We start from the raw sequence: 19,331 nt of genomic DNA, 5'->3' as shown, positions 1-19,331 counted from the left end.
CATGCTAGTACACTGTTTATGACAATAAATAATTAACAAATTAACCGTCTTTGCTATAATGTGGTATTCAGCGTGTCACATAAAATATGGTTATGAAAATTAAAAACTTACTTCCTCTCGTTGCACTTAGTGCGTGTGCCTTAAGTTCAACAGCTACTGCTGCTAATTGGAGCAGTACTGCGCTTCATATTAACAACGGTAATCATAAAAACCCGTTCACTGAACAAAAATCAAATACCACGGTTTATTCATTGCAACATGCTTCAGGCCATGACTATGGGGATAACTTTTTCTTTATTGATTACAGCACTGATGGCAATGACGATAACTACCAAGATCAAGACTTTTACTTTGAAGGTTATTCTACGCTTAGCTTATCGGCCGTTATGGACGAAAAAGTAGCGTCTGGTGCGCTCGTTGATGTTGGCCTAACCATGGGTATTAATGCCGCAGGCGATGCTAAAGTTGTTAAATACTTACCGGGTGTAAAATTAAGCTGGGATGTACCTGGTTTTAATTTCTTATCAACCCTTGTGACTGCCTATATTGATGATAGTGAAGGTGTTGCGAAAGGCGGTGCGCCAATTGAAACCAACAGCTGGATGTTTGACGTTGCTTTTGAATATCCATTTATGATTGGCTCACAAAAATTTAGTGTTAAGGGTCATGCGGAATATATTGCTGAGCGTGAAGATGAGTTTGGTAATGACGTACGCGCTTGGTTTTTAGCTCAACCTATTATTGTATGGGATATGGGGCATGCGCTAGAAATGAAAGAAAACACCTTACTGTTAGGTATGGAGTGGCAGTACTGGCATAACAAACTTGGTACAGATGTTACAGAGTCAGTTCCACAAGTACACATAGAGTGGACTTTTTAATAACAAAGTAAATTAAAAAGTGCGAACCATTTCGCACTTTTTTAAGTTCAAAAATATATGTTTTATCTAATTGTTAACCTATCGGCAATTAACTGAGAAGTAGTCGTCCCCGCTCTTTACTTCTAACTCAGGAAAATGTGTTATCAGACGGTTATAGCCTTCTTTAGATCGGATTTTGAGAGCAAATGAAGCTCGAAGATGTTGCGATTCAATGTGAGCTCCATTGCGAGTAAAAAAGTTTATAAATGCTTTATTTTTCTTATTTTCATAGGTCATTGGATCACCGGAATGAATAGAAAGTTCTGAATAATTTTGGATAAAGAAATAAAGAGGATCCAATTCATTTTTATTATCATAAGCAACGCCACCCAGCCTAGTGTTTAATATAGCGAAGGGTTCAAAAACGCCTTCAGCTGCAAAACTATTCAATAAAATCTGCGCATCCTTTAACTGCTCGAAATTTAATGAATTAAGCCACAAAGTTAATCCTTTTAATCCTGCGAATCCTCCTAACAATTCCGAATGACTACTTAACGGTTTCAAACCAACATTACTTAATCTAGCTATAATTTCTTGCTCATTTAAGCTAGTTGCTTGGAGGTAATCTCGAGCAATAATAACTGCTAATATAGATTTTGTTTCAGGTAACAAAGCAGGTAAATCTAAGGTTTCTAAATCGAGTTCTTGCAATGAGGTGTTTTGATTACCAATTGCTTGATTAATTATCTTACTCGCTGCAGTAAATTGACTTTTTATTAACGGTAGGTTTTGTAAAGCTTGTTTATTTTTGCAGTGCTTAAACTCAGGTGAAGATTTGATCTTTGCAATAAAAGGCTGATCTTTAAATGTTTCAATTTCATTAGGTGTTAATTCACGGCTTGTAAGCCAATCCGTCGTTGATTGACACTTTTTGAGGTCCAGTTGTTGTTCGTCAGTTAATACGGATTCTTTTATATTCAGTTGCAATATAGGGTTCGGTTTCTCTATATCATCGATTAAAACGATTTTAATAACGATCCCTTCGTTATTTAATTTCTCAACCCCCTTATTGACCTTTTCGTTACTAAACCAAGGGTGTGTGATTTTTTGATAAAAAACCTGCTTCTCTAATAACCCTAAAAGAGTTAAGAACAATTTATGCTCTGTTGGATTAGTAATTTCATAATCTTCACCACCTATAATAGTGAGAAAATTCAATGCTAATTTATTATCGAAGCTTACATCTGATAACTTTAAATCAGGGTAACGCTGCAAAAGCATAATAGCGGATTGTAGCTGCTGTTTAGTCAACAACAGATTTAAAATTGAATTTAAAGGAGAAAGTTGATTATTGTTAAGTACATCATATGGAATTTCTGAAAAAGTCCGTTCAATTTCGTTAAAAATTTCAACGGCAGAGGTATTTGTTGAGCTGACCTTTTTGTAAATCGTATCTGTGGGCAAGTTTTTCCAAAGTATATCCAAAAGGTCAGTGTAATCAACAACAGTTGTTATATTTAAGTCCGGTGCGTTAACGTAATCGTATTGAGCGATTAATCTTTCACTATTCGGTATTGATTGTAAAATCGGAAGCAACTTTTCAACTGACTTTGCTAATGCCGCTTTATCGTACCAAGTTTTAGCCACTGACCAGTAACTCGAAAACCATATTGCCTCGGCGACCTGCTTTGCTGTATACCCGTTTTTAAATGCTTGTGAAGCTTTTAGCTCAATATCACGTTCATTATTATCTCGTAACTGATACTGCTTATAATTTAGCTCTTTGCATTGCTCCTCATTCGGGATATCAGAAGGAAATGGCTGTTTAACATAAATATTTTTGGCGTTTGTGTTATTCCCGAAATTAACTTTTGGCTTTTTAATATCAACATTGGCTTCTGTTGGTGTAAGCAGGGTTGAATTATGACGCTTACTGGATAATATACTGAAAACTGTAACTAAGCTGATCAAAACAACGCTAATGATTACAACTATTTTTTTCATCCTTGAATTTTCCTATTTAGCCTATTACAAACTACATGTTCTCATTTTCAAGTTAGTTTGATTAAGCTCGCAAACTAATGTTAAACGAGCTTATAAGGTTTTGTTAAAACTTACACTGCGGATTTTTACCTTGTGCTTTAGCTGTTTTTTGCTCACTAAGCGCTTTACCCATTTGCGATTGTAAATTTGCAATACGGCTTGTTGGTGCTGGGTGAGTTGATAAAAACTCTGGCGTTGCCCCACTGCCCGCTTGACTCATATTTTGCCAAAGCGTAACAGACTCTTTAGGGTTGAAACCTGCTTGCGCCATTAAATCTAAACCAATAACGTCAGCTTCTGTCTCATGTGAACGACTAAACGGTAAAACCACACCATATTGAGCGCCAAGACCAAGCCCTTGCATAATTTCATTGCGGTATTGCACGTTACCCATTTCAAGCGCCGCACTGCCGACTTTCATTCCGGTTTGTAAAATAGAGCTTTGTGAAACACGTTCATTTGAGTGCTCTGCAATCACATGACCGACTTCATGACCTAAAACAGTTGCAAGCTGATCTTGATTTGTAGCAATTTTTAATAATCCAGTGTGCACGCCAATATAACCACCTGGCAATGCAAAGGCGTTTGCAGATTCATCTTCAAATACCACCACTTCCCAGTTTTGAGATGCATAATCTGTTGGTAGAACGGCTACTACTTTATCAGCAATACAATTGACGTAACTGTTTACTTTTGGGTCTTTATTTACCGGCTGATTTTTTTTCATTTCTGCAAAACTGGCAGTGCCCATCTGACTCATTTGTTGGTCTGAGTAAAGCGCAATTTGCGTTCGTCCAGTTGGTGATGTTTTACAACCTACTAATACTGCACTGGCAAGTACTGCCAAAACCAATTTCTTCATTATAATGCCCTAAAAAAGTTTGTCACTGAGTATAGAATAGCAAACGCAGTGTTAGTTTAAAATCTTTGCTTTTTGCGATTAAACAATTAAGTTAGCAGGCAAACTAAGTTTATCCAACGCCATTGCCCTGCTATACTGCCCAACCTATATTCGTTGTTTTGAGTTTTTAAATGAGCGCTTCGGCTTCTTCTTTTAATACCCGTATTTTATTGCCTTTATTAGCCAGTATTGTAGCCATCACGCCTTTAGCCATCGATATGTATTTACCGGCTATGCTGGTAATTGCCAACGATCTCAATACTAGCATGCCAAATGTTCAAATCTCGTTGAGTATCTATTTAGCAGGTTATGCATTGGGCATGTTATTTTTTGGCCCCATAGCCGATCAAATTGGCAGGCGTAAACTAGCACGAATAGGGCTCAGTTTATTTGGCTTGAGTTCACTCGCTTTAGCATTTACCACTGAAGTGCATACTTTTTGGCTGTTAAGAGCAGTACAGGCATTTACAGGGGCGGCAGCTACGGTTGTGGTTCCAGGGATTATTAGACACATATATCAAAAAAATACTGCTAAGGGTATGTCGTATGTGTCTATGATCATGATGATAGCGCCTTTACTTGCCCCCTCTATCGGCTCAGTTATTTTAGGCTTTTCGCTTTGGTCGACTATTTTTATTGTTTTAGCGGCTTATAGCTTTGTAATTTTACTTTTTGTGCAGCGTTATTTAATCGATATCCCGATATTTAAAAATGATCGAAAAGGGTTATCGCTATTCTTTTCGAGTTACAAAGTGGTATTAAGCAACCCGCACGCCCGCGCTGATATTTTAAGCTCGATGTTTGTGTCGTTTGGCTTTTTTTGCTTTTTAACCTCGGTTCCATATATTTACCTCGACTTATTTAAAGTATCGGAACAATTGTTTGGCCTGCTATTCGCTTTTAATGTAATGGCGCTGATGTTTGGTAACTTTTTAAATACTCGCGTAGTGCCACGTATTGGCTCACGAAAAATGCTTTATTACGGGCTAATGTGTGGTTTTTTATCTGGCACAGCATTACTCAGCTTTAGTGTGTTGCATTTATCGCTTTACTTTATTGTTGCGGCTATTGCCCCGTTAATGATGAGCTTAGGCATAATAGCAAGTAATGCAGATTCATTAATTTTGATGAAGTTTGAACAAAATACCGGAACTGCTACGGCGGTTATCGGCACCTTGCGTTTTGGTAGTGGCGCATTAGTAGGCCCTATATTAGCGGTAATGCATGCACAAAGTGCGGTTCCATTTTCTAGTTTAATGTTTAGTGCGGTGGTACTTACAATACTGGTGCAGTTAATACATTATTTTAAAGACAAAAAAAATGCCTCATAATGAGGCATTTTTAAATTGTATACTTAATTAAGCGTCAGCGGCTTTAGATACCATGACCATTGCAGGGCGTAATAAACGGCCGTTTAATGTGTAACCTTTTTGCATTACTGCTAAAACAGTATTTGGTGTTACATCGTTGCTTGGTTGGATTGACATTGCTTGATGAAAGTCTGGGTTAAACTGCTCACCTTGAGGGTTTACAATTTCAACACCAAATTTAGCTACCGCGTCGTTAAAACTTTTCACTGTCATATCAATGCCTTCAAGTAAAGGCTTAAGCGTTTCATTTTCTTTATCAGAAAACTCAATAGCACGCTCTAAGTTATCTATAACAGGGAGTAGTTCATTAGCAAACTTTTCTAGTGCAAATTTGTGTGCTTTTTCTACATCTTGTGCAGCGCGACGACGCATATTGTCCACATCTGCAGCAGCGCGAACTACGCTATCTTTTTGATCTGCAATAGTTTGCTTTGCAGTTTCAAGCTCGGCATATAACATAGCAATTTCTGCTTCAGGGCTTTGCTCTTGCTCAGCATGTTGTTCTGCTGCTTCAACTGCCGCCTCAACGTCAGCTTCCATTTGCGTCACTTCTTCGTTCAGTTCTACTTCTTGCTCTGGGTTTTGTGTCTGCTCAGACATAAAATATACGCTCCAATTCTTTACAACTGCGGTAATTATGGGGATTGAATAAAAAGATTCAAGAGCTCAATGGCTCTAATAATTTAAATTCTTGGATTATTTTCTCTAATTGCGCTGATTTTGGACAAATAACACAAAAGCGACTCTGATATTCTTGATTTTGAAAATACGGCACACTAATCACAATGAGTTCATCGCAGCTACTGAACGGTAAGTTTTCAGTATTGAGAATAGAGACCCCATTTTTAAAAGCGAGTTTATCTTCAACAAAATTTAAGAATGACACACCAATATTGAGACTTTGCTCACAGTCTATTTTTTTATAAAGGTAATTTTCGCCAACAACGATGCTGTTATCTGAGCCTAATTTTTGGCTTAGCTCACGGGTCCATTGAGTTAAAGAGTCATGACAATTACGCGGAGCCGTATTGGCCATTGCCTGCATTCGGTAGAGGCCTTCAATTAAAGATTGCTGACTAAAAACCGTATTGAGCCAAGTAGCAAATTCATAGCGTTGGCTATCGCTAGGGTCATGAGGCTTATTAATACAAATATTGTGGCTCTGCCCTGCTCTATCTAAGAGTAAAATAAGCCAGTTGTTTGCATCAAAGTCGAGCACTTCTACCCTAAATACCTGCTGTGTTCTAACCTGCGGTAGCCCCACACAACAGCATACTTGGTAACGTTGACTCAAGCCATGTGCTAGCTCAACCAATTGTGCCTGCTCAGGTTGCCAATAATTAGCAATATCATTGAGCGTAAAAAACTCATCAAACCAATAGTCAAACCCATCATTGGTTGGCACTCGGCCAGCCGATGTATGTGGTGAATACAACAGGCCTATTTTTTCAAGTCGCGCCATCGCGTTACGCACAGTGGCAGAGCATACCGCCATACCTTTTTGCTTTGCAATTTTTGTTGACGGCACAGGTAAGCCATCGCCATTACAGTACATACTCATAACAGCGGCAAATATTTGCTGATCTCGTGGGTTTAGTTTCATGTTATCTACATCTTTATGCATAGCTCTTATATCGGGGCTAAGTATTATTATTTCAAGTATAAAAAATACAATAAATCTAAATTTTACAGTGAATTAATTAAATCCGCTGGTTATTACTAAGATCTGTGTTTTCAAACACTTCTGTTTTAGGTTACTCTACAAATATTAGAACTCTCAGTGTATTTATTATGGACTCTCCCTTTAACACTATCGGCTTGATTGGTAAGCCAAATCATCCTAATGCTGCCGCTACTTTACAACGATTACATACGTTTTTATTAGCTTTAGGCTTTGAGGTGATTGTTGAAAAACGTACAGGGAGTCAACTTAGTGATGTACCGAGCGACAAACTCGTAAAGCTCGTTGATTTAGGCGAACGTGCCGACTTGGCGATTGTGGTTGGAGGCGATGGCAACATGCTGGGTGCTGCACGGGTGCTTGCTCGTTTTGATATAGCCGTAATTGGTGTAAATAGGGGTAATTTAGGCTTTTTAACAGATCTGAACCCAGAAGGATTTGAGGGTAGCTTAGAACAGGTACTCAGCGGCGATTACATTGAAGAAAAACGTTTTTTATTAGAAGTTGAAGTGTATCGACATAACGAACTTAAAAGCGCTAATTCTGCAGTAAACGAAGCAGTGCTTCATGCTGATAAAGTAGCACATATGATTGAGTTTGAAGCCTTTATAAACGATGACTTTGTATTTTCACAACGTTCCGATGGTTTGATTGTGTCGACTCCAACAGGCTCAACGGCATACTCTTTATCAGGCGGTGGGCCTATTTTAACACCAGAGCTTAATGCAATGTCACTGGTTCCGATGTTTCCACATACTTTATCAAGTCGCCCTTTAGTGGTGGATGCTGACAATGAAGTGCGTTTAAAGCTTAGTTTAGAAAATACTGATAGCTTACAAGTAAGCTGTGACAGCCATGTTGTACTCGCCGTATTACCGGGTGATGAGGTAGTTATACGTAAAGCTGACAAAAAATTACGCTTAATCCACCCAAAAAATTATTCTTATTATAATGTGCTACGTAAAAAGCTAAATTGGGGTAGCCGGTTATACTAATTTTATTGCCAAACATGCAACTTTAGCGCAAAATATCGGGCTAGAATTTTTAAATATCATCAGGAAAAAGTAGTAATGACTTATGTAGTGTTTCTTGCTTTATTATTATTAATTACTTTACTTGGCAGTTACTTGCTAATTGAGAGTAATCGAAAAAAAACCATTGAAGCAAAGAAAAAACTGTTTAACGAGCGCGTAGCAAGTACTCAATCACGTTTAAAAATAAAACTAAACGAATTACTTGATGCAAATGTCATCAGTGCTAAGCACCTTCCTCGAATTCAAGCAGTTGTAAGTAACTTTTTCGTGGTACAGCCTCACACCGATGAAAATTTAGTTAAGTTGGAATCGTTATGTGACCAACTTATTAACATACTTAACGAAGAGCTTATAAAAACCTATAAAAGTAATAATAGCCAAGCATTTGCCGACAGCACTCAATATTTTATAGCAGAGTTGCCAGCTCAAGGTATTTTATACAATAAAAATTTTTACCAAGAAGTCCTTCCTACGTTAATCTTAAAGTTGAAAACTGAAGACAACATACAACCAGTTGATAATATTGATCTTAACGATGAAACCCTCCCTATTGATGAAGAAAAAAAAACACTAATTGAGTCCAGCCTTGCTTAAAATATAGAAATTTAATTTGCAATAAACCAAAACACTGTATAAATTAACAGTTAATTCACTGGATGGATGAACAGTATGTTAATTGGTTTAGAAATTAAAAATTTTGCAATTGTAAGTAATTTAAGCACTGAATGGCATTCGGGCATGACCGCTATTACCGGTGAAACGGGTGCGGGTAAATCAATCGCTATTGATGCGTTATCATTGTGCCTTGGAGAACGAGCAGAGGCTTCAGCTGTGCGCCCAGGCACGGATAAAGCCGAGGTAAGTGCGCAATTTGATTTAAGCAATTTGCCACACGCCCATGCATTTCTAGAAGAGAACATGCTTAATAATGACGATAACGAATGTCTACTTCGTCGAGTTGTTTGCAAGAATGGCCGCAGCAAAAGCTACATTAATGGTAGCCCTGTCACCGCTGCACAGCTAAAAGAGCTAGGCCAATATTTAATTTCTATACACGGTCAACATGCACACCAGCATCTATTAAAAGCAGAGCATCAATTACAGCTACTGGATGCTTACGCCGGGCACCAAAATCTAGTTAATGCTGTAAGCCAACGCTATAAACGTTATGCTGATTTACAAAAAGAATTTAAACAACTAGAACACCAACAACAACAACAAGCTGCGCAAAAACAATTATTAGAATATCAAGTGGCTGAGCTTGATGAATTTGCGTTGCAAGCTGGTGAGTTTGAACAAATAGAAGCAGAGCATGATAAGCTCAGTAACAGCCAAACTATTTTGCAATCTTGTCAGCGCGAGCTTCAACATTTATACGAAAGTGATGAGCAAAATGCGTGCTCTCTTTTACAACACAGCGCACAACAATTTAATGAACTTGCACATTATGATGAAACCCTGGCCAATGTAGCAGCATTACTGACAGAAGCAGCGGTTCAAGTTGAAGAAGCAAGCAGAGAAATACGCAATTATACTGAACAAGCTGACTTAGATCCTACTCGCTTAACGGAAGTAGAAAACAGACTCAGCGGCGCTATGGATTTAGCAAGAAAACACCATATAAAGCCACAAGAGCTCGTTGAGTTTCATCAAAATGTAACACAAGAACTAGACTCTATAAGCAGTAATAGTTCGCGCCTCGAACAGCTTGAAGGTGAAATTGCAGATGCTCTTGAAGATTATCAAACGGCTAGTGAGGAATTAAGTGCTAGCCGTCATCAATATGCTAATACACTTAATGGCTTGATCAGCGAAAGTATGGCTAACTTATCCATGGAAAATGGCGTATTTGAAATAGCTCTTACAGCACATACCGATCGCTCTCCAAACAGCTTAGGTTTTGATAATGTATCGTTTTTAGTATCAACAAACCCAGGGCAACCATTACAACCTTTAGCAAAAGTAGCCTCTGGTGGTGAGTTATCACGTATTAGTTTGGCTATTCAGGTTATTATTGCCCAAAAAGTCACGACTCCTACGCTTATATTTGATGAAGTGGATGTCGGTATTTCTGGCCCAACAGCTGCTGCCGTTGGTAAACTACTGCGCCAATTAGGTAAATCGACACAAGTAATTTGTGTAACTCATTTACCGCAAGTGGCTAGTAGCGCTCATCAGCAATTTTTTGTTGCCAAAGAAATTGCAGACGGTGAAACGTTTACTCATATGCTGGCATTAAATAAAGATGGCAGGGTTAATGAAATTGCGCGTTTGCTGGGTGGTGATAACATTAGCAAAACAGCTAAAGCAAATGCAAAAGAGCTTATAAAAGCGCACGGATAAAATTATACATTTATAGTGCGTTACCTTGATACGGTGAGGATACCTTGATGCAAACAACGGTCATTTATTTTGGCTTAGCAATTAACTGGCTACTACTTATAGTTAGTGTACTTTTAGCCATGTTTAGCAAGTTTAAACACACACAATTTAAACAAGGATTATATCGTTTTTTAAATGTGGCATTAATTGTACATTTTGTTATTGCTGTTATGTTAGTTTTTAGCAGCACAGCTATTAGTGGCTTAATAACACTTAGTTTGTTGGTTATTGCCCTACAGCTTGTTTGTAACGTTATCTGCTATAAAAGTGTGAAACGTCGACAAGCCAGAGTGAAACCGAGCCTTGATCACTTCTCGATGGATTAACTAACATAGCGTTTAAAAATGCCCGCAACCTGTGTATTGCGGGCATTTTTATTTGTAAAACTGAGGGAATAAAAAAGCAAACCCGAAGGTTTGCTTTTGACTCCATTCTAACAAAAGAATTATTTACACTTTTAAATAATCCATAATGCCTTCTGCAGCATTACGCCCCTCAAATATAGCAGTAACCACTAAGTCTGAACCACGAACAATATCACCACCAGCAAATATTTTAGGATTAGTGGTTTGATGTGTAAATTCACCTTGCTCAGGTGCATTAATACCGCCCCAGTGGTTAATTTCTACATCGTACTGTTCTAACCAGTCCATTTTATGTGGCTTAAAACCAAATGCCATAATCACTTGTGTGGCTTCAATAATGTGCTCTGATCCGGGGACTTCTTCAGCACGACGGCGGCCGTTTTCATCTGCCTCGCCAAGCTGAGTTTTTACCATTTTAACGCCGGCTACAGCACCTTTGTCATCAAGTACAATCCCTTTAGGCTGAACGTTATAAGTAAAAATTACGCCCTCTTCTTTTGCATTTTTTACTTCGCGTTTTGAACCAGGCATGTTCTCTTCATCACGACGATAAGCACATGTTACTTTTAACGCGTTATGACGAATGGAGGTACGCACACAGTCCATTGCTGTATCACCACCACCTAGTACCACTACTTTTTGGTTTGCCATATCAATGCAAGCTTGTTTAGACTCATCGTAACCCATAACACGATTAGTGTTACCAATTAAGAATGGCAGGGCATCATGCACCCCCGGTGCATCTTCGTTCTCAAGCCCTGCACGCATACTTTGATAAGTCCCCACTCCCAAAAATACAGCGTCATACTCATTAAGAATTTCATCCATGCTAATGTCTTTGCCTACTTCGACATTAAGTTTAAATTCAACACCCATTTCGGTAAATATTTCGCGACGTTTTTGCATGACTTCTTTTTCTAATTTAAAAGAAGGAATACCAAAGGTTAACAGCCCACCAATTTCAGGGTGACGGTCAAATACCACAGGCTTTACGCCATTACGTACTAGAATATCAGCACAGCCTAACCCTGCTGGTCCAGCACCAATAATGGCAACTTTTTTATCAGTCCATGTCACATAAGACATATCTGGTTTCCAGCCCATTTTGAACGCGGTATCGGTGATATATTTTTCAATATTACCGATTGTTACCGCTCCAAACTCTTCATCTAACGTACATGAGCCTTCGCATAAGCGGTCTTGTGGGCATACTCTTCCACACACCTCTGGCAAACTGTTAGTACGGTGCGAAAGCTCAGCGGCCTCTAAAATGCGCCCTGTACGGATCAGTTTTAACCATTGTGGAATATAGTTATGTACTGGACATTTCCACTCACAATAGGGGTTACCGCAATCAAGGCAGCGATCTGCCTGTGAATTAACTTGGTTTTCTGAAAAGGGTTCATAAATTTCTACGAACGATTTTTTACGCGACGAGATTGGTTTCTTGCGTGGGTCTACACGCTGCACGTCTATAAATTGATATACATTTTCGCTCATACTGCCCCCTTATTGCGCCTGAACACGTAGTTCGGCGCTACTGCGAGCGCGATGCCCGAGTAAACTTTTTACGTCACTTGATTTAGGTTTTACTAATTTGAACATCGGTAAATAAAGTTCAAAGTTAGCTAAAATAGTTTCTGCTCTGCATGAGCCTGTTAGCTCTAAATGGTCAGCAATTAAGCCGCGTAAATGCTCTTGATGTGAACTCAAATCATCTAAAGTAACCACTTCAACCAACTCTGGGTTAATGCGTTTCTCAAAATCACCTCGTTCATCTAAAATATAAGCAAAACCACCGGTCATACCTGCACCAAAGTTAACTCCTACATTACCAAGTACACATACCACACCACCGGTCATATATTCACAACCATTATCACCAACACCTTCAACAACAGCTTGCACACCCGAATTACGCACAGCAAAACGCTCACCAGCACATCCGGCTGCAAACAATTTACCGCCAGTGGCACCATATAAACAGGTATTACCTACGATGGTTGCTTTGTGACTTTCAAATGACGAACCCAGTGGTGGGCGAACGACTAGCTTACCGCCCGCCATCCCTTTACCAACGTAATCGTTAGCATCACCAACTAGAGTCATTTCAAGGCCGCCAGCATTCCATACCCCGAATGACTGGCCAGCTGTACCATGAAGTTCAATCACCACTGGATCTGCTGCCATACCTTGATTACCGTGCTTATCAGCAATATAACCAGAAAGCATTGCGCCAACCGATCTATCGGTATTACATATACGACTCACTAATGAAATGCCGCTTGAATTATCAATTGCCTCTTTTGCCTTGCCTAGCAAGCTCTCATTTAATTCACCTAAATAGTGCGAGCTATTTGGTGCACTGCAAAACAGTGTTTCACCCGTTGGGTTGTTCGGCTGAGCGATAACCGCTGATAAATCTATTTTTTGCTGTTTGGCTGTTTTGCCTTCAATGGCTTCGAGTAAATCTAAGCGACCAATCAAATCGGTTAGGTTTGCAACACCTAAACTTGCCATAATTTCACGCGCTTCTTGAGCTATAAACTTAAAGTAGTTCATCGCCATTTCTGGTAAGCCGTGATAATGCTTTTGGCGCAGTGTATCGTCTTGGGTTGCCACACCAGTAGCACAGTTATTTAAGTGACAAATTCGTAAGTATTTACAGCCTAACGCCACCATGGGTCCGGTACCAAAGCCAAAACTTTCAGCGCCTAAAATGGCTGCTTTGATGATATCAAGCCCGGTTTTTAACCCCCCATCTGTTTGCAGGCGAATACGATGACGAAGGCCATTTTCGACAAGTGCTTGTTGCGTTTCTGCAAGGCCAAGCTCCCATGGGCTGCCAGCATATTTAACCGAGGTTAAGGGGCTTGCACCTGTGCCACCATCGTAGCCTGAGATAGTAATTAGATCGGCATACGCTTTTGCAACACCGGTTGCAATTGTTCCTACGCCCGGTTCAGATACCAGTTTTACTGAAATCAGTGCATTCGGGTTTACTTGCTTTAAATCAAAAATAAGCTGGGCTAAATCTTCAATAGAGTAAATATCATGATGCGGTGGCGGTGAAATTAGTGTCACGCCTGGTACCGAGTAACGAAGCTTGGCAATATAGGGCGTTACTTTTTCACCTGGTAACTGCCCGCCTTCGCCCGGCTTAGCGCCTTGAGCCACTTTTATTTGAATGACATCCGCACTGCGTAAATAATGAGGTGTTACACCAAATCGACCTGAGGCCACTTGTTTAATCCGTGAGTTTTTTTCTGTACCGTAACGAAGTTTATCTTCGCCACCTTCGCCAGAATTTGAGCAACCACCTAAACGGTTCATAGCAATGGCTAGTGCTTCATGCGCCTCTGGTGATAATGCACCAATACTCATCGCTGCAGAATCAAAACGTTTATAAAGCTCAGCGGCAGGCTCTACCTCATCAATGCTTATACCCTTTTCTGGCAGTTTTAAAGCCAACATATCGCGCAAAGTCGCGACTGGACGGTGATTAACTAGCTTTGCGTATTCGCTGTAATCACTATACTCGCCGCTACGTACTGCTTTTTGTAACGTTTGAATCACATCAGGGTTGTAAGCATGATACTCGCCGCCGTGAACGTATTTAAATAAACCGCCATGGCTTAATAATTTACGTTTACTAAGCGCCAGTTTATGCAAGCTTTGCTGATCGTCATCGAAGTCGCTAAAACACGCCCCTTTTATGCGACTTGCAACGCCCTTAAAACACATCTCAACAATCGCGTCCGATAAGCCAACCGCTTCAAACAACATCGAACAACGATATGAAGCCACGGTGCTAATACCCATTTTCGACATGATTTTGTACAAGCCTTTATTAATTGCTTGACGATAAGCCAGTGTCACTTCGCAGTATGACTTATTAATTACCTTACTATCGCTCATGGCCACAAGTGACTCATACGCTAAATACGGGTAGATTGCGGTTGCACCAAAGCCAAGTAGAACCGCAAATTGATGCGCGTCACGAACGCTGCCGGTTTCAATAATGATGTTAGACTCACAGCGTAAGTTATTATCTACCAAGCGTTTTTGTACCGCACCCACCGCCATAGCTGCAGGAATAGGTAATTGATTGTCATCAAAGTTACGATCCGTTAATACCAGCATAATGCAGCCAGATGCGGCTTTTGCTTGTGCTTCATCACAGATACGCTTAACCGCATTCTCAAGGCCTTCTTCTACGGTGTAAGTAATATCAATCTTACAATAGCTGTAGTGTGCTTCATCGGCGTTAAGTAGCTGCTGCATATCAGCGTACATTAAAATAGGGGTATCAAATTGCAGGCGTTTGGCGTGCCCTGTTGTTTCATTAAATACGTTTTGCTCACTGCCAATACACGTTGCCAACGACATTACATGGTTTTCACGTAACGGATCAATTGGCGGATTAGTAACCTGAGCAAACTTTTGACGGAAATAATCATAAAGTGAACGATGCCCTTCGCTCAGTACGGCAAACGGCGTATCGTCACCCATTGAGCCAGTGGCTTCTTGCCCATTTTCACCCATAACACGAATGACGCTGTCTAGCTCTTCGTTAGTATAGCCAAACATCTTTTGGTATTTGACTAGAGTTGCATCATCGAATGAGCGATTACCTGCATCTTGCTCAGTCAATGCTTCAAAAGGTGTTAAGCGTTTAACGTTTTCTTCTAACCACGATTTATAAGGGTGGCGTGATTTTAAGTCTTGGTCAATTTCATCTGAATGCCAAATTTTTCCGAGTTTGGTATCAATAACGAGTAGCTCGCCTGGGCCAACACGTCCTTTTTCTACCACCTCGTCAGCGGTGTAATCCCAAATTCCCACCTCAGAAGCTAAAGTAATAAAACCATCTTGAGTAATAATATAACGCGCTGGACGCAAACCATTACGGTCTAGGTTACAGGCTGCAAAGCGCCCATCAGACATAACAATGCCTGCAGGGCCATCCCACGGTTCCATATGCATAGAATTAAAATCATAGAACGCACGTAAGTCGTCATCCATAGCTCGATTTTTTTGCCATGCTGGCGGCACTAGCATGCGCATCGCACGGAATAAATCCATACCACCAGCTAAAAATAGCTCCAGCATATTATCGAGGCTAGATGAGTCAGACCCTGTCTCATTAACAAAAGGCGCTGCGCTTTGTAAATCAGGAATAAGTGGCGAAGCAAATTTATAAGAACGGGCACGTGCCCATTGGCGGTTACCTTCAATAGTATTAATTTCACCATTGTGCGCTAAATAACGAAATGGTTGCGCTAAAGGCCAGCGAGGCTGTGTGTTTGTAGAGAAGCGTTGATGAAAAACACAAATAGCACTAGTCATGCGAATATCCGCAAGATCAAGATAAAAATTAGGCAAGTCAGCAGGCATCATTAAGCCTTTATATATTGTGACTAACCCAGATAAGCTCGCAATATAAAATGATTCATCGTCCATTAGACGCTTTTCTGCACGACGACGTGCAACATACAAGCGGCGTTCTAAATCTTTAGAACGCCAACCTTCTGGCGCACTAATAAAAATTTGTTCAAAACCTGGCAATTGTTTTAGAGCAATAGGTCCTAACATTGATGGATCAGTTGGAACCACACGCCAGCCCAAAATATTTAGCGTTTCTTTTTCTAGTTCTTCGCTTAAAACATCTTTGGCTGCTTGTGCTAGTACCGGATCAGCATTGAGGAAGATCATCCCAACGGCGTAATTTTTACCTAAATGCCAATTATTCTCGGCAGCAATAGCCCGAAAGAAGCTGTCTGGTTTTTGTAATAACAAGCCACAACCATCACCCGTTTTACCATCAGCAGAAATACCACCGCGGTGCTGCATGCGATCTAAACCGGTGATCGCCGTACGAATGAGTCGGTGACTCGCTTGGTTATTAACTTGGGCTATTAAGCCAAAGCCACAATTATCTTTTTCTAGTTTTGAGTCATATAACATGGACCCCTCCCCTTGCTGCGCTGTTAACGTGGATGAACGGCTCGACGATTTGCTAACAGACGAACAAAATTAGCGTTATTCCACCCTTGAGTCAATATTTTTATGAATACATATTCATTATATTGAATATATTTCAACTTAATTAAAAATCATAAAATAATGCCACCCATTAACATTTGCATAGATATCGAATCGAAAAATAGATTGACACCGGTGTTATTTTTAAAAACTTGTAAACAAAAAGCATGCGCGACTAGCAGTTTACGTAAACGTAAGGTGAGCTAAAAATGAATAACTATTCACTAGGGGCTATTTCCTCTTTTGTGCTGTATTAGTAATTCATCTGAACACGACATTTAATTACAGCGGCTTCTATTAGCGCATAGTTTATTCAATAGATTTAAACGCTCCCCTCATGTTATGCATTAATTAACAACTTGCTTTGCTTTACGTTGAGGTAACCTCATCCCATAGACAAATCAAAAAAGTGCCCGCAGTGGACACTTTTTATGTCCGCGGACATGTAAAACAAAAAGGATAAAGTTAAAAATCAAATAAATTCAATAAGATAAAAAATGGCATGCTATTCGAATACAGCATAACTATATAAATTTTGAGGATGTTCGAATGTTTACTATTGGCTTATTTTTAATTTCACCAATTATTCTGTTTATTGCCTCGCTAATGATTACTGTGTTTGAAAAACACTAAGAGAATGAATAATGATTAAAGACACTAGCGGGCAAGACACGCAAATCTCACGACCTATAAATTTTAAAAAATACATCAGGCTGTTTATATTTATTGTGGGCCTAGTTGCTCTATGTGTATATGCACTATTAAATGCTGATCAAGAAGGTACTATCTCGGTTGATAGAGTAAGCCTACAAATAGCCACGGTGGTGCGCCAATCGCTAATACGCGATGTTGCAGCCAGCGGTAAAATTGTGGCCGCCAGAGCACCAAAAGTTTACAGCCCTGAACGAGGCTTTGTTTCATTGAAAGTTAATGCTGGTGACTCAGTAAAACTGCATGATGTAATAGCCATGGTTGATAGTCCTGAGCTCACAAACGAATTAAAGCAGCAACAGTCTGTTTTAGCTCGTCTTGAGGGCGAGCTACAACGTAAACACCTTGAGGCACGCCGCCAATCATTAAGCTTAAATAAAGCACTTGATCTAGCACAAGTAGAGTTAAACGCTGCCGATAGAGAAAATCGCAGAGCGGCCTTATCAATGCAAAAAAATGTGATCAGTCAAATTGATCACGAAAAAGCCATTGATGAGCTTGCCCGTGCAAAACTCTCTTATAAACATGCAGAGCAAGAAGTTGAATTGTCCAAAGATACACTTGCTTTTGAACTACAGGCCGCTAAACGAGATGTCACTCGTCAACAACTGATTGTCGATGATCTACTTCGTAAAGTTAATAACTTAACAATTAAAGCCACTGTGTCAGGGATTGTAGGTAACTTACTAGTTCAACAAAGAGAAGCGGTAACACAAAGCCAACCATTAATGACTTTAGTTGATTTGAGTAATTTTGAAGCAGAGCTACAAGTCCCTGAAAGTTATGCAAATGAGCTTGGTTTAGGTATGGACGTAGAGATAACAATGGGCGCTAGCAAAGTGATGGGCGCCCTCTCTGCCATTTCACCAGAAGTAAATAATAGAGAAGTCACAACGCGTGTACGTTTTGACAAAGACATGACGGGTATCAGACAAAACCAACGATTAACAGCACGTATTTTATTAGAAAATCGTGACGATGTTTTACAAGTTAAGCGTGGGGCATTTTTACAACAAGGCGGTACACAGGTTTATAAAATTACCGGTGATACAGCTCAGCTCATTGATATTTCAATTGGTGCAACCAGCATTAATGCGGTTGAGTTAATCTCAGGGGTTCAAGCTGGCGATGAATTGATTATCTCAAGCTATAACAGTTTCAAACACACACACACATTATTACTTCGCTAACAATCGCGTAGAACCAAACAACAAAAGGAAAAAGCATGTTAAAGATGAATAATATAAGTAAAGTATATCAAACAGAAATGGTTCAAACCCATGCATTACGTGATTTTAATCTACACGTTGATGAAGGCGAATTTATTGCTGTTACAGGCCCTAGCGGATCAGGAAAAACGACCTTTTTAAATATAGCTGGAATGTTAGAACCCTTCTCTGCAGGTGAATATTTACTTGATGGAATTGATGTAGGTAAGTTAAACGATAACCAGCGCGCAGATTGTCGAAATCAAAAAATAGGCTTTATCTTCCAAGGGTTCAATTTAATACCTGACTTAAACTTATATGAAAATATTGAAGTACCGCTACGTTATAGAGGTATTAAAGCCGCAGAGCGTAAACGTCGCATTGAAAAATGTTTAGAACAAGTTGGTCTTGCCTCTCGGGCAAAACATTTGCCACAGCAACTCTCTGGCGGACAGCAACAACGAGTAGCCATAGCACGCGCGCTTGCTGGCGAGCCACGATTTTTACTTGCCGATGAACCAACCGGTAATCTCGACAGCCTTATGGCTCGTCAAGTAATGGAGCTGCTTGAACAAATCAATCGCGATGGCGCGACCATCATTATGGTGACCCACGATCCTGAGCTTGCTCGCAGAGCGCCAAGAAACATTCAGGTGGTCGATGGACAACTTGCCGACTTTACGCTGTATCAAGGCGCACAAAACCTTAAAAATGTTGCAGGAGCGTAAGCC

14 protein-coding genes are annotated in these 19,331 nt (G+C 39.9%); 8 read left to right on the top strand and 6 right to left on the bottom strand.

All coding sequences use genetic code 11. From position 1 onward, the window contains the following. The first annotated feature begins 92 nt into the window (after positions 1 to 92). Complete coding sequence (locus DK924_RS05185; protein WP_181388745.1) at positions 93 to 881, top strand: nucleoside-binding protein; 789 nt, start codon at positions 93 to 95, stop codon at positions 879 to 881. Between the two features lie 78 nt (positions 882 to 959). Here the strand turns inward: DK924_RS05185 and DK924_RS05180 are convergent, their stop codons facing one another. Further along, the gene (locus DK924_RS05180; RefSeq protein WP_109874502.1) at positions 960 to 2,864 is read right to left on the bottom strand and encodes a hypothetical protein; all 1,905 of its coding nucleotides are present in this window, start codon (positions 2,862 to 2,864) and stop codon (positions 960 to 962) included. Between the two features lie 103 nt (positions 2,865 to 2,967). Next, complete coding sequence (locus tag DK924_RS05175; RefSeq protein WP_010388626.1) at positions 2,968 to 3,765, bottom strand: M48 family metallopeptidase; 798 nt, start codon at positions 3,763 to 3,765, stop codon at positions 2,968 to 2,970. Positions 3,766 to 3,935: 170 nt separating this feature from the next. Here DK924_RS05175 and DK924_RS05170 point away from each other — a divergent pair, with 170 nt between their 5' ends. Continuing rightward, positions 3,936 to 5,135 (top strand): Bcr/CflA family efflux MFS transporter, encoded by a 1,200-nt coding sequence (locus DK924_RS05170; RefSeq protein ID WP_109874501.1) that lies wholly within the window; start codon positions 3,936 to 3,938, stop codon positions 5,133 to 5,135. 27 nt (positions 5,136 to 5,162) lie between these two features. Here the strand turns inward: DK924_RS05170 and grpE are convergent, their stop codons facing one another. Together grpE and DK924_RS05160 are read right to left on the bottom strand one after the other, a co-directional pair. Next, a complete protein-coding gene (gene grpE / locus DK924_RS05165; RefSeq protein WP_008113139.1) occupies positions 5,163 to 5,774 on the bottom strand; it encodes a nucleotide exchange factor GrpE in 612 nt (203 codons plus the stop codon). A 58-nt stretch (positions 5,775 to 5,832) separates the two neighbouring features. Further along, positions 5,833 to 6,798 carry a hypothetical protein gene (locus DK924_RS05160; RefSeq protein ID WP_008113140.1) on the bottom strand — a complete coding sequence of 322 codons (966 nt, stop codon included), beginning with the start codon at positions 6,796 to 6,798 and terminating at the stop codon, positions 5,833 to 5,835. Positions 6,799 to 6,965: 167 nt separating this feature from the next. On the opposite strand from DK924_RS05160, the gene nadK reads away from it, so the two are divergent. From nadK to DK924_RS05140, 4 genes are all read left to right on the top strand, one after another. Further along, on the top strand, positions 6,966 to 7,850 hold the full coding sequence (gene nadK / locus DK924_RS05155) for an NAD(+) kinase (protein WP_008464501.1): 885 nt from the start codon (positions 6,966 to 6,968) through the stop codon (positions 7,848 to 7,850). 75 nt (positions 7,851 to 7,925) lie between these two features. Then, complete coding sequence (locus tag DK924_RS05150; RefSeq protein ID WP_075169079.1) at positions 7,926 to 8,483, top strand: hypothetical protein; 558 nt, start codon at positions 7,926 to 7,928, stop codon at positions 8,481 to 8,483. A 75-nt stretch (positions 8,484 to 8,558) separates the two neighbouring features. Continuing rightward, positions 8,559 to 10,232 (top strand): DNA repair protein RecN, encoded by a 1,674-nt coding sequence (recN, locus tag DK924_RS05145; protein ID WP_109874500.1) that lies wholly within the window; start codon positions 8,559 to 8,561, stop codon positions 10,230 to 10,232. Between the two features lie 47 nt (positions 10,233 to 10,279). After that, positions 10,280 to 10,597, top strand: coding sequence for a hypothetical protein (locus DK924_RS05140; RefSeq protein WP_010388618.1), 318 nt, complete (start codon positions 10,280 to 10,282; stop codon positions 10,595 to 10,597). Positions 10,598 to 10,720: 123 nt separating this feature from the next. On the opposite strand, the gene DK924_RS05135 is transcribed toward DK924_RS05140, so the two are convergent. Both DK924_RS05135 and gltB read right to left on the bottom strand, forming a co-directional pair. Next, complete coding sequence (locus DK924_RS05135; protein ID WP_013465171.1) at positions 10,721 to 12,136, bottom strand: FAD-dependent oxidoreductase; 1,416 nt, start codon at positions 12,134 to 12,136, stop codon at positions 10,721 to 10,723. Between the two features lie 9 nt (positions 12,137 to 12,145). Then, positions 12,146 to 16,603, bottom strand: coding sequence for a glutamate synthase large subunit (gltB, locus tag DK924_RS05130; protein WP_008113153.1), 4,458 nt, complete (start codon positions 16,601 to 16,603; stop codon positions 12,146 to 12,148). Positions 16,604 to 17,325: 722 nt separating this feature from the next. Between gltB and DK924_RS05125 the strand changes: the two genes are divergently transcribed. Next, entirely contained in the window at positions 17,326 to 18,582 is a 1,257-nt protein-coding gene (locus tag DK924_RS05125; protein ID WP_010388611.1) for an efflux RND transporter periplasmic adaptor subunit, read from the top strand. Positions 18,583 to 18,617: 35 nt separating this feature from the next. Further along, entirely contained in the window at positions 18,618 to 19,328 is a 711-nt protein-coding gene (locus tag DK924_RS05120; RefSeq protein WP_010388610.1) for an ABC transporter ATP-binding protein, read from the top strand. Positions 19,329 to 19,331 lie beyond the last annotated feature (3 nt).

The sequence above is a fragment of the Pseudoalteromonas sp. meg-B1 genome (assembly GCF_003173795.1).
In the GTDB taxonomy this organism is placed as follows: Bacteria; Pseudomonadota; Gammaproteobacteria; order Enterobacterales; family Alteromonadaceae; genus Pseudoalteromonas; species Pseudoalteromonas undina.
This window is presented reverse-complemented; position numbering and strand designations above follow the sequence as displayed.

Excerpts from the sequence above, each read along its gene's own strand:
- DK924_RS05185 (WP_181388745.1), top strand. The coding sequence starts at position 93 with ATGAAAATTAAAAACTTACTTCCTCTCGTTGCACTTAGTGCGTGTGCC.
- DK924_RS05180 (WP_109874502.1), bottom strand. The coding sequence starts at position 2,864 with ATGAAAAAAATAGTTGTAATCATTAGCGTTGTTTTGATCAGCTTAGTT.
- DK924_RS05175 (WP_010388626.1), bottom strand. The coding sequence starts at position 3,765 with ATGAAGAAATTGGTTTTGGCAGTACTTGCCAGTGCAGTATTAGTAGGT.
- DK924_RS05170 (WP_109874501.1), top strand. The coding sequence starts at position 3,936 with ATGAGCGCTTCGGCTTCTTCTTTTAATACCCGTATTTTATTGCCTTTA.
- grpE (WP_008113139.1), bottom strand. The coding sequence starts at position 5,774 with ATGTCTGAGCAGACACAAAACCCAGAGCAAGAAGTAGAACTGAACGAA.
- DK924_RS05160 (WP_008113140.1), bottom strand. The coding sequence starts at position 6,798 with ATGCATAAAGATGTAGATAACATGAAACTAAACCCACGAGATCAGCAA.
- nadK (WP_008464501.1), top strand. The coding sequence starts at position 6,966 with ATGGACTCTCCCTTTAACACTATCGGCTTGATTGGTAAGCCAAATCAT.
- DK924_RS05150 (WP_075169079.1), top strand. The coding sequence starts at position 7,926 with ATGACTTATGTAGTGTTTCTTGCTTTATTATTATTAATTACTTTACTT.
- recN (WP_109874500.1), top strand. The coding sequence starts at position 8,559 with ATGTTAATTGGTTTAGAAATTAAAAATTTTGCAATTGTAAGTAATTTA.
- DK924_RS05140 (WP_010388618.1), top strand. The coding sequence starts at position 10,280 with ATGCAAACAACGGTCATTTATTTTGGCTTAGCAATTAACTGGCTACTA.
- DK924_RS05135 (WP_013465171.1), bottom strand. The coding sequence starts at position 12,136 with ATGAGCGAAAATGTATATCAATTTATAGACGTGCAGCGTGTAGACCCA.
- gltB (WP_008113153.1), bottom strand. The coding sequence starts at position 16,603 with ATGTTATATGACTCAAAACTAGAAAAAGATAATTGTGGCTTTGGCTTA.
- DK924_RS05125 (WP_010388611.1), top strand. The coding sequence starts at position 17,326 with ATGATTAAAGACACTAGCGGGCAAGACACGCAAATCTCACGACCTATA.
- DK924_RS05120 (WP_010388610.1), top strand. The coding sequence starts at position 18,618 with ATGTTAAAGATGAATAATATAAGTAAAGTATATCAAACAGAAATGGTT.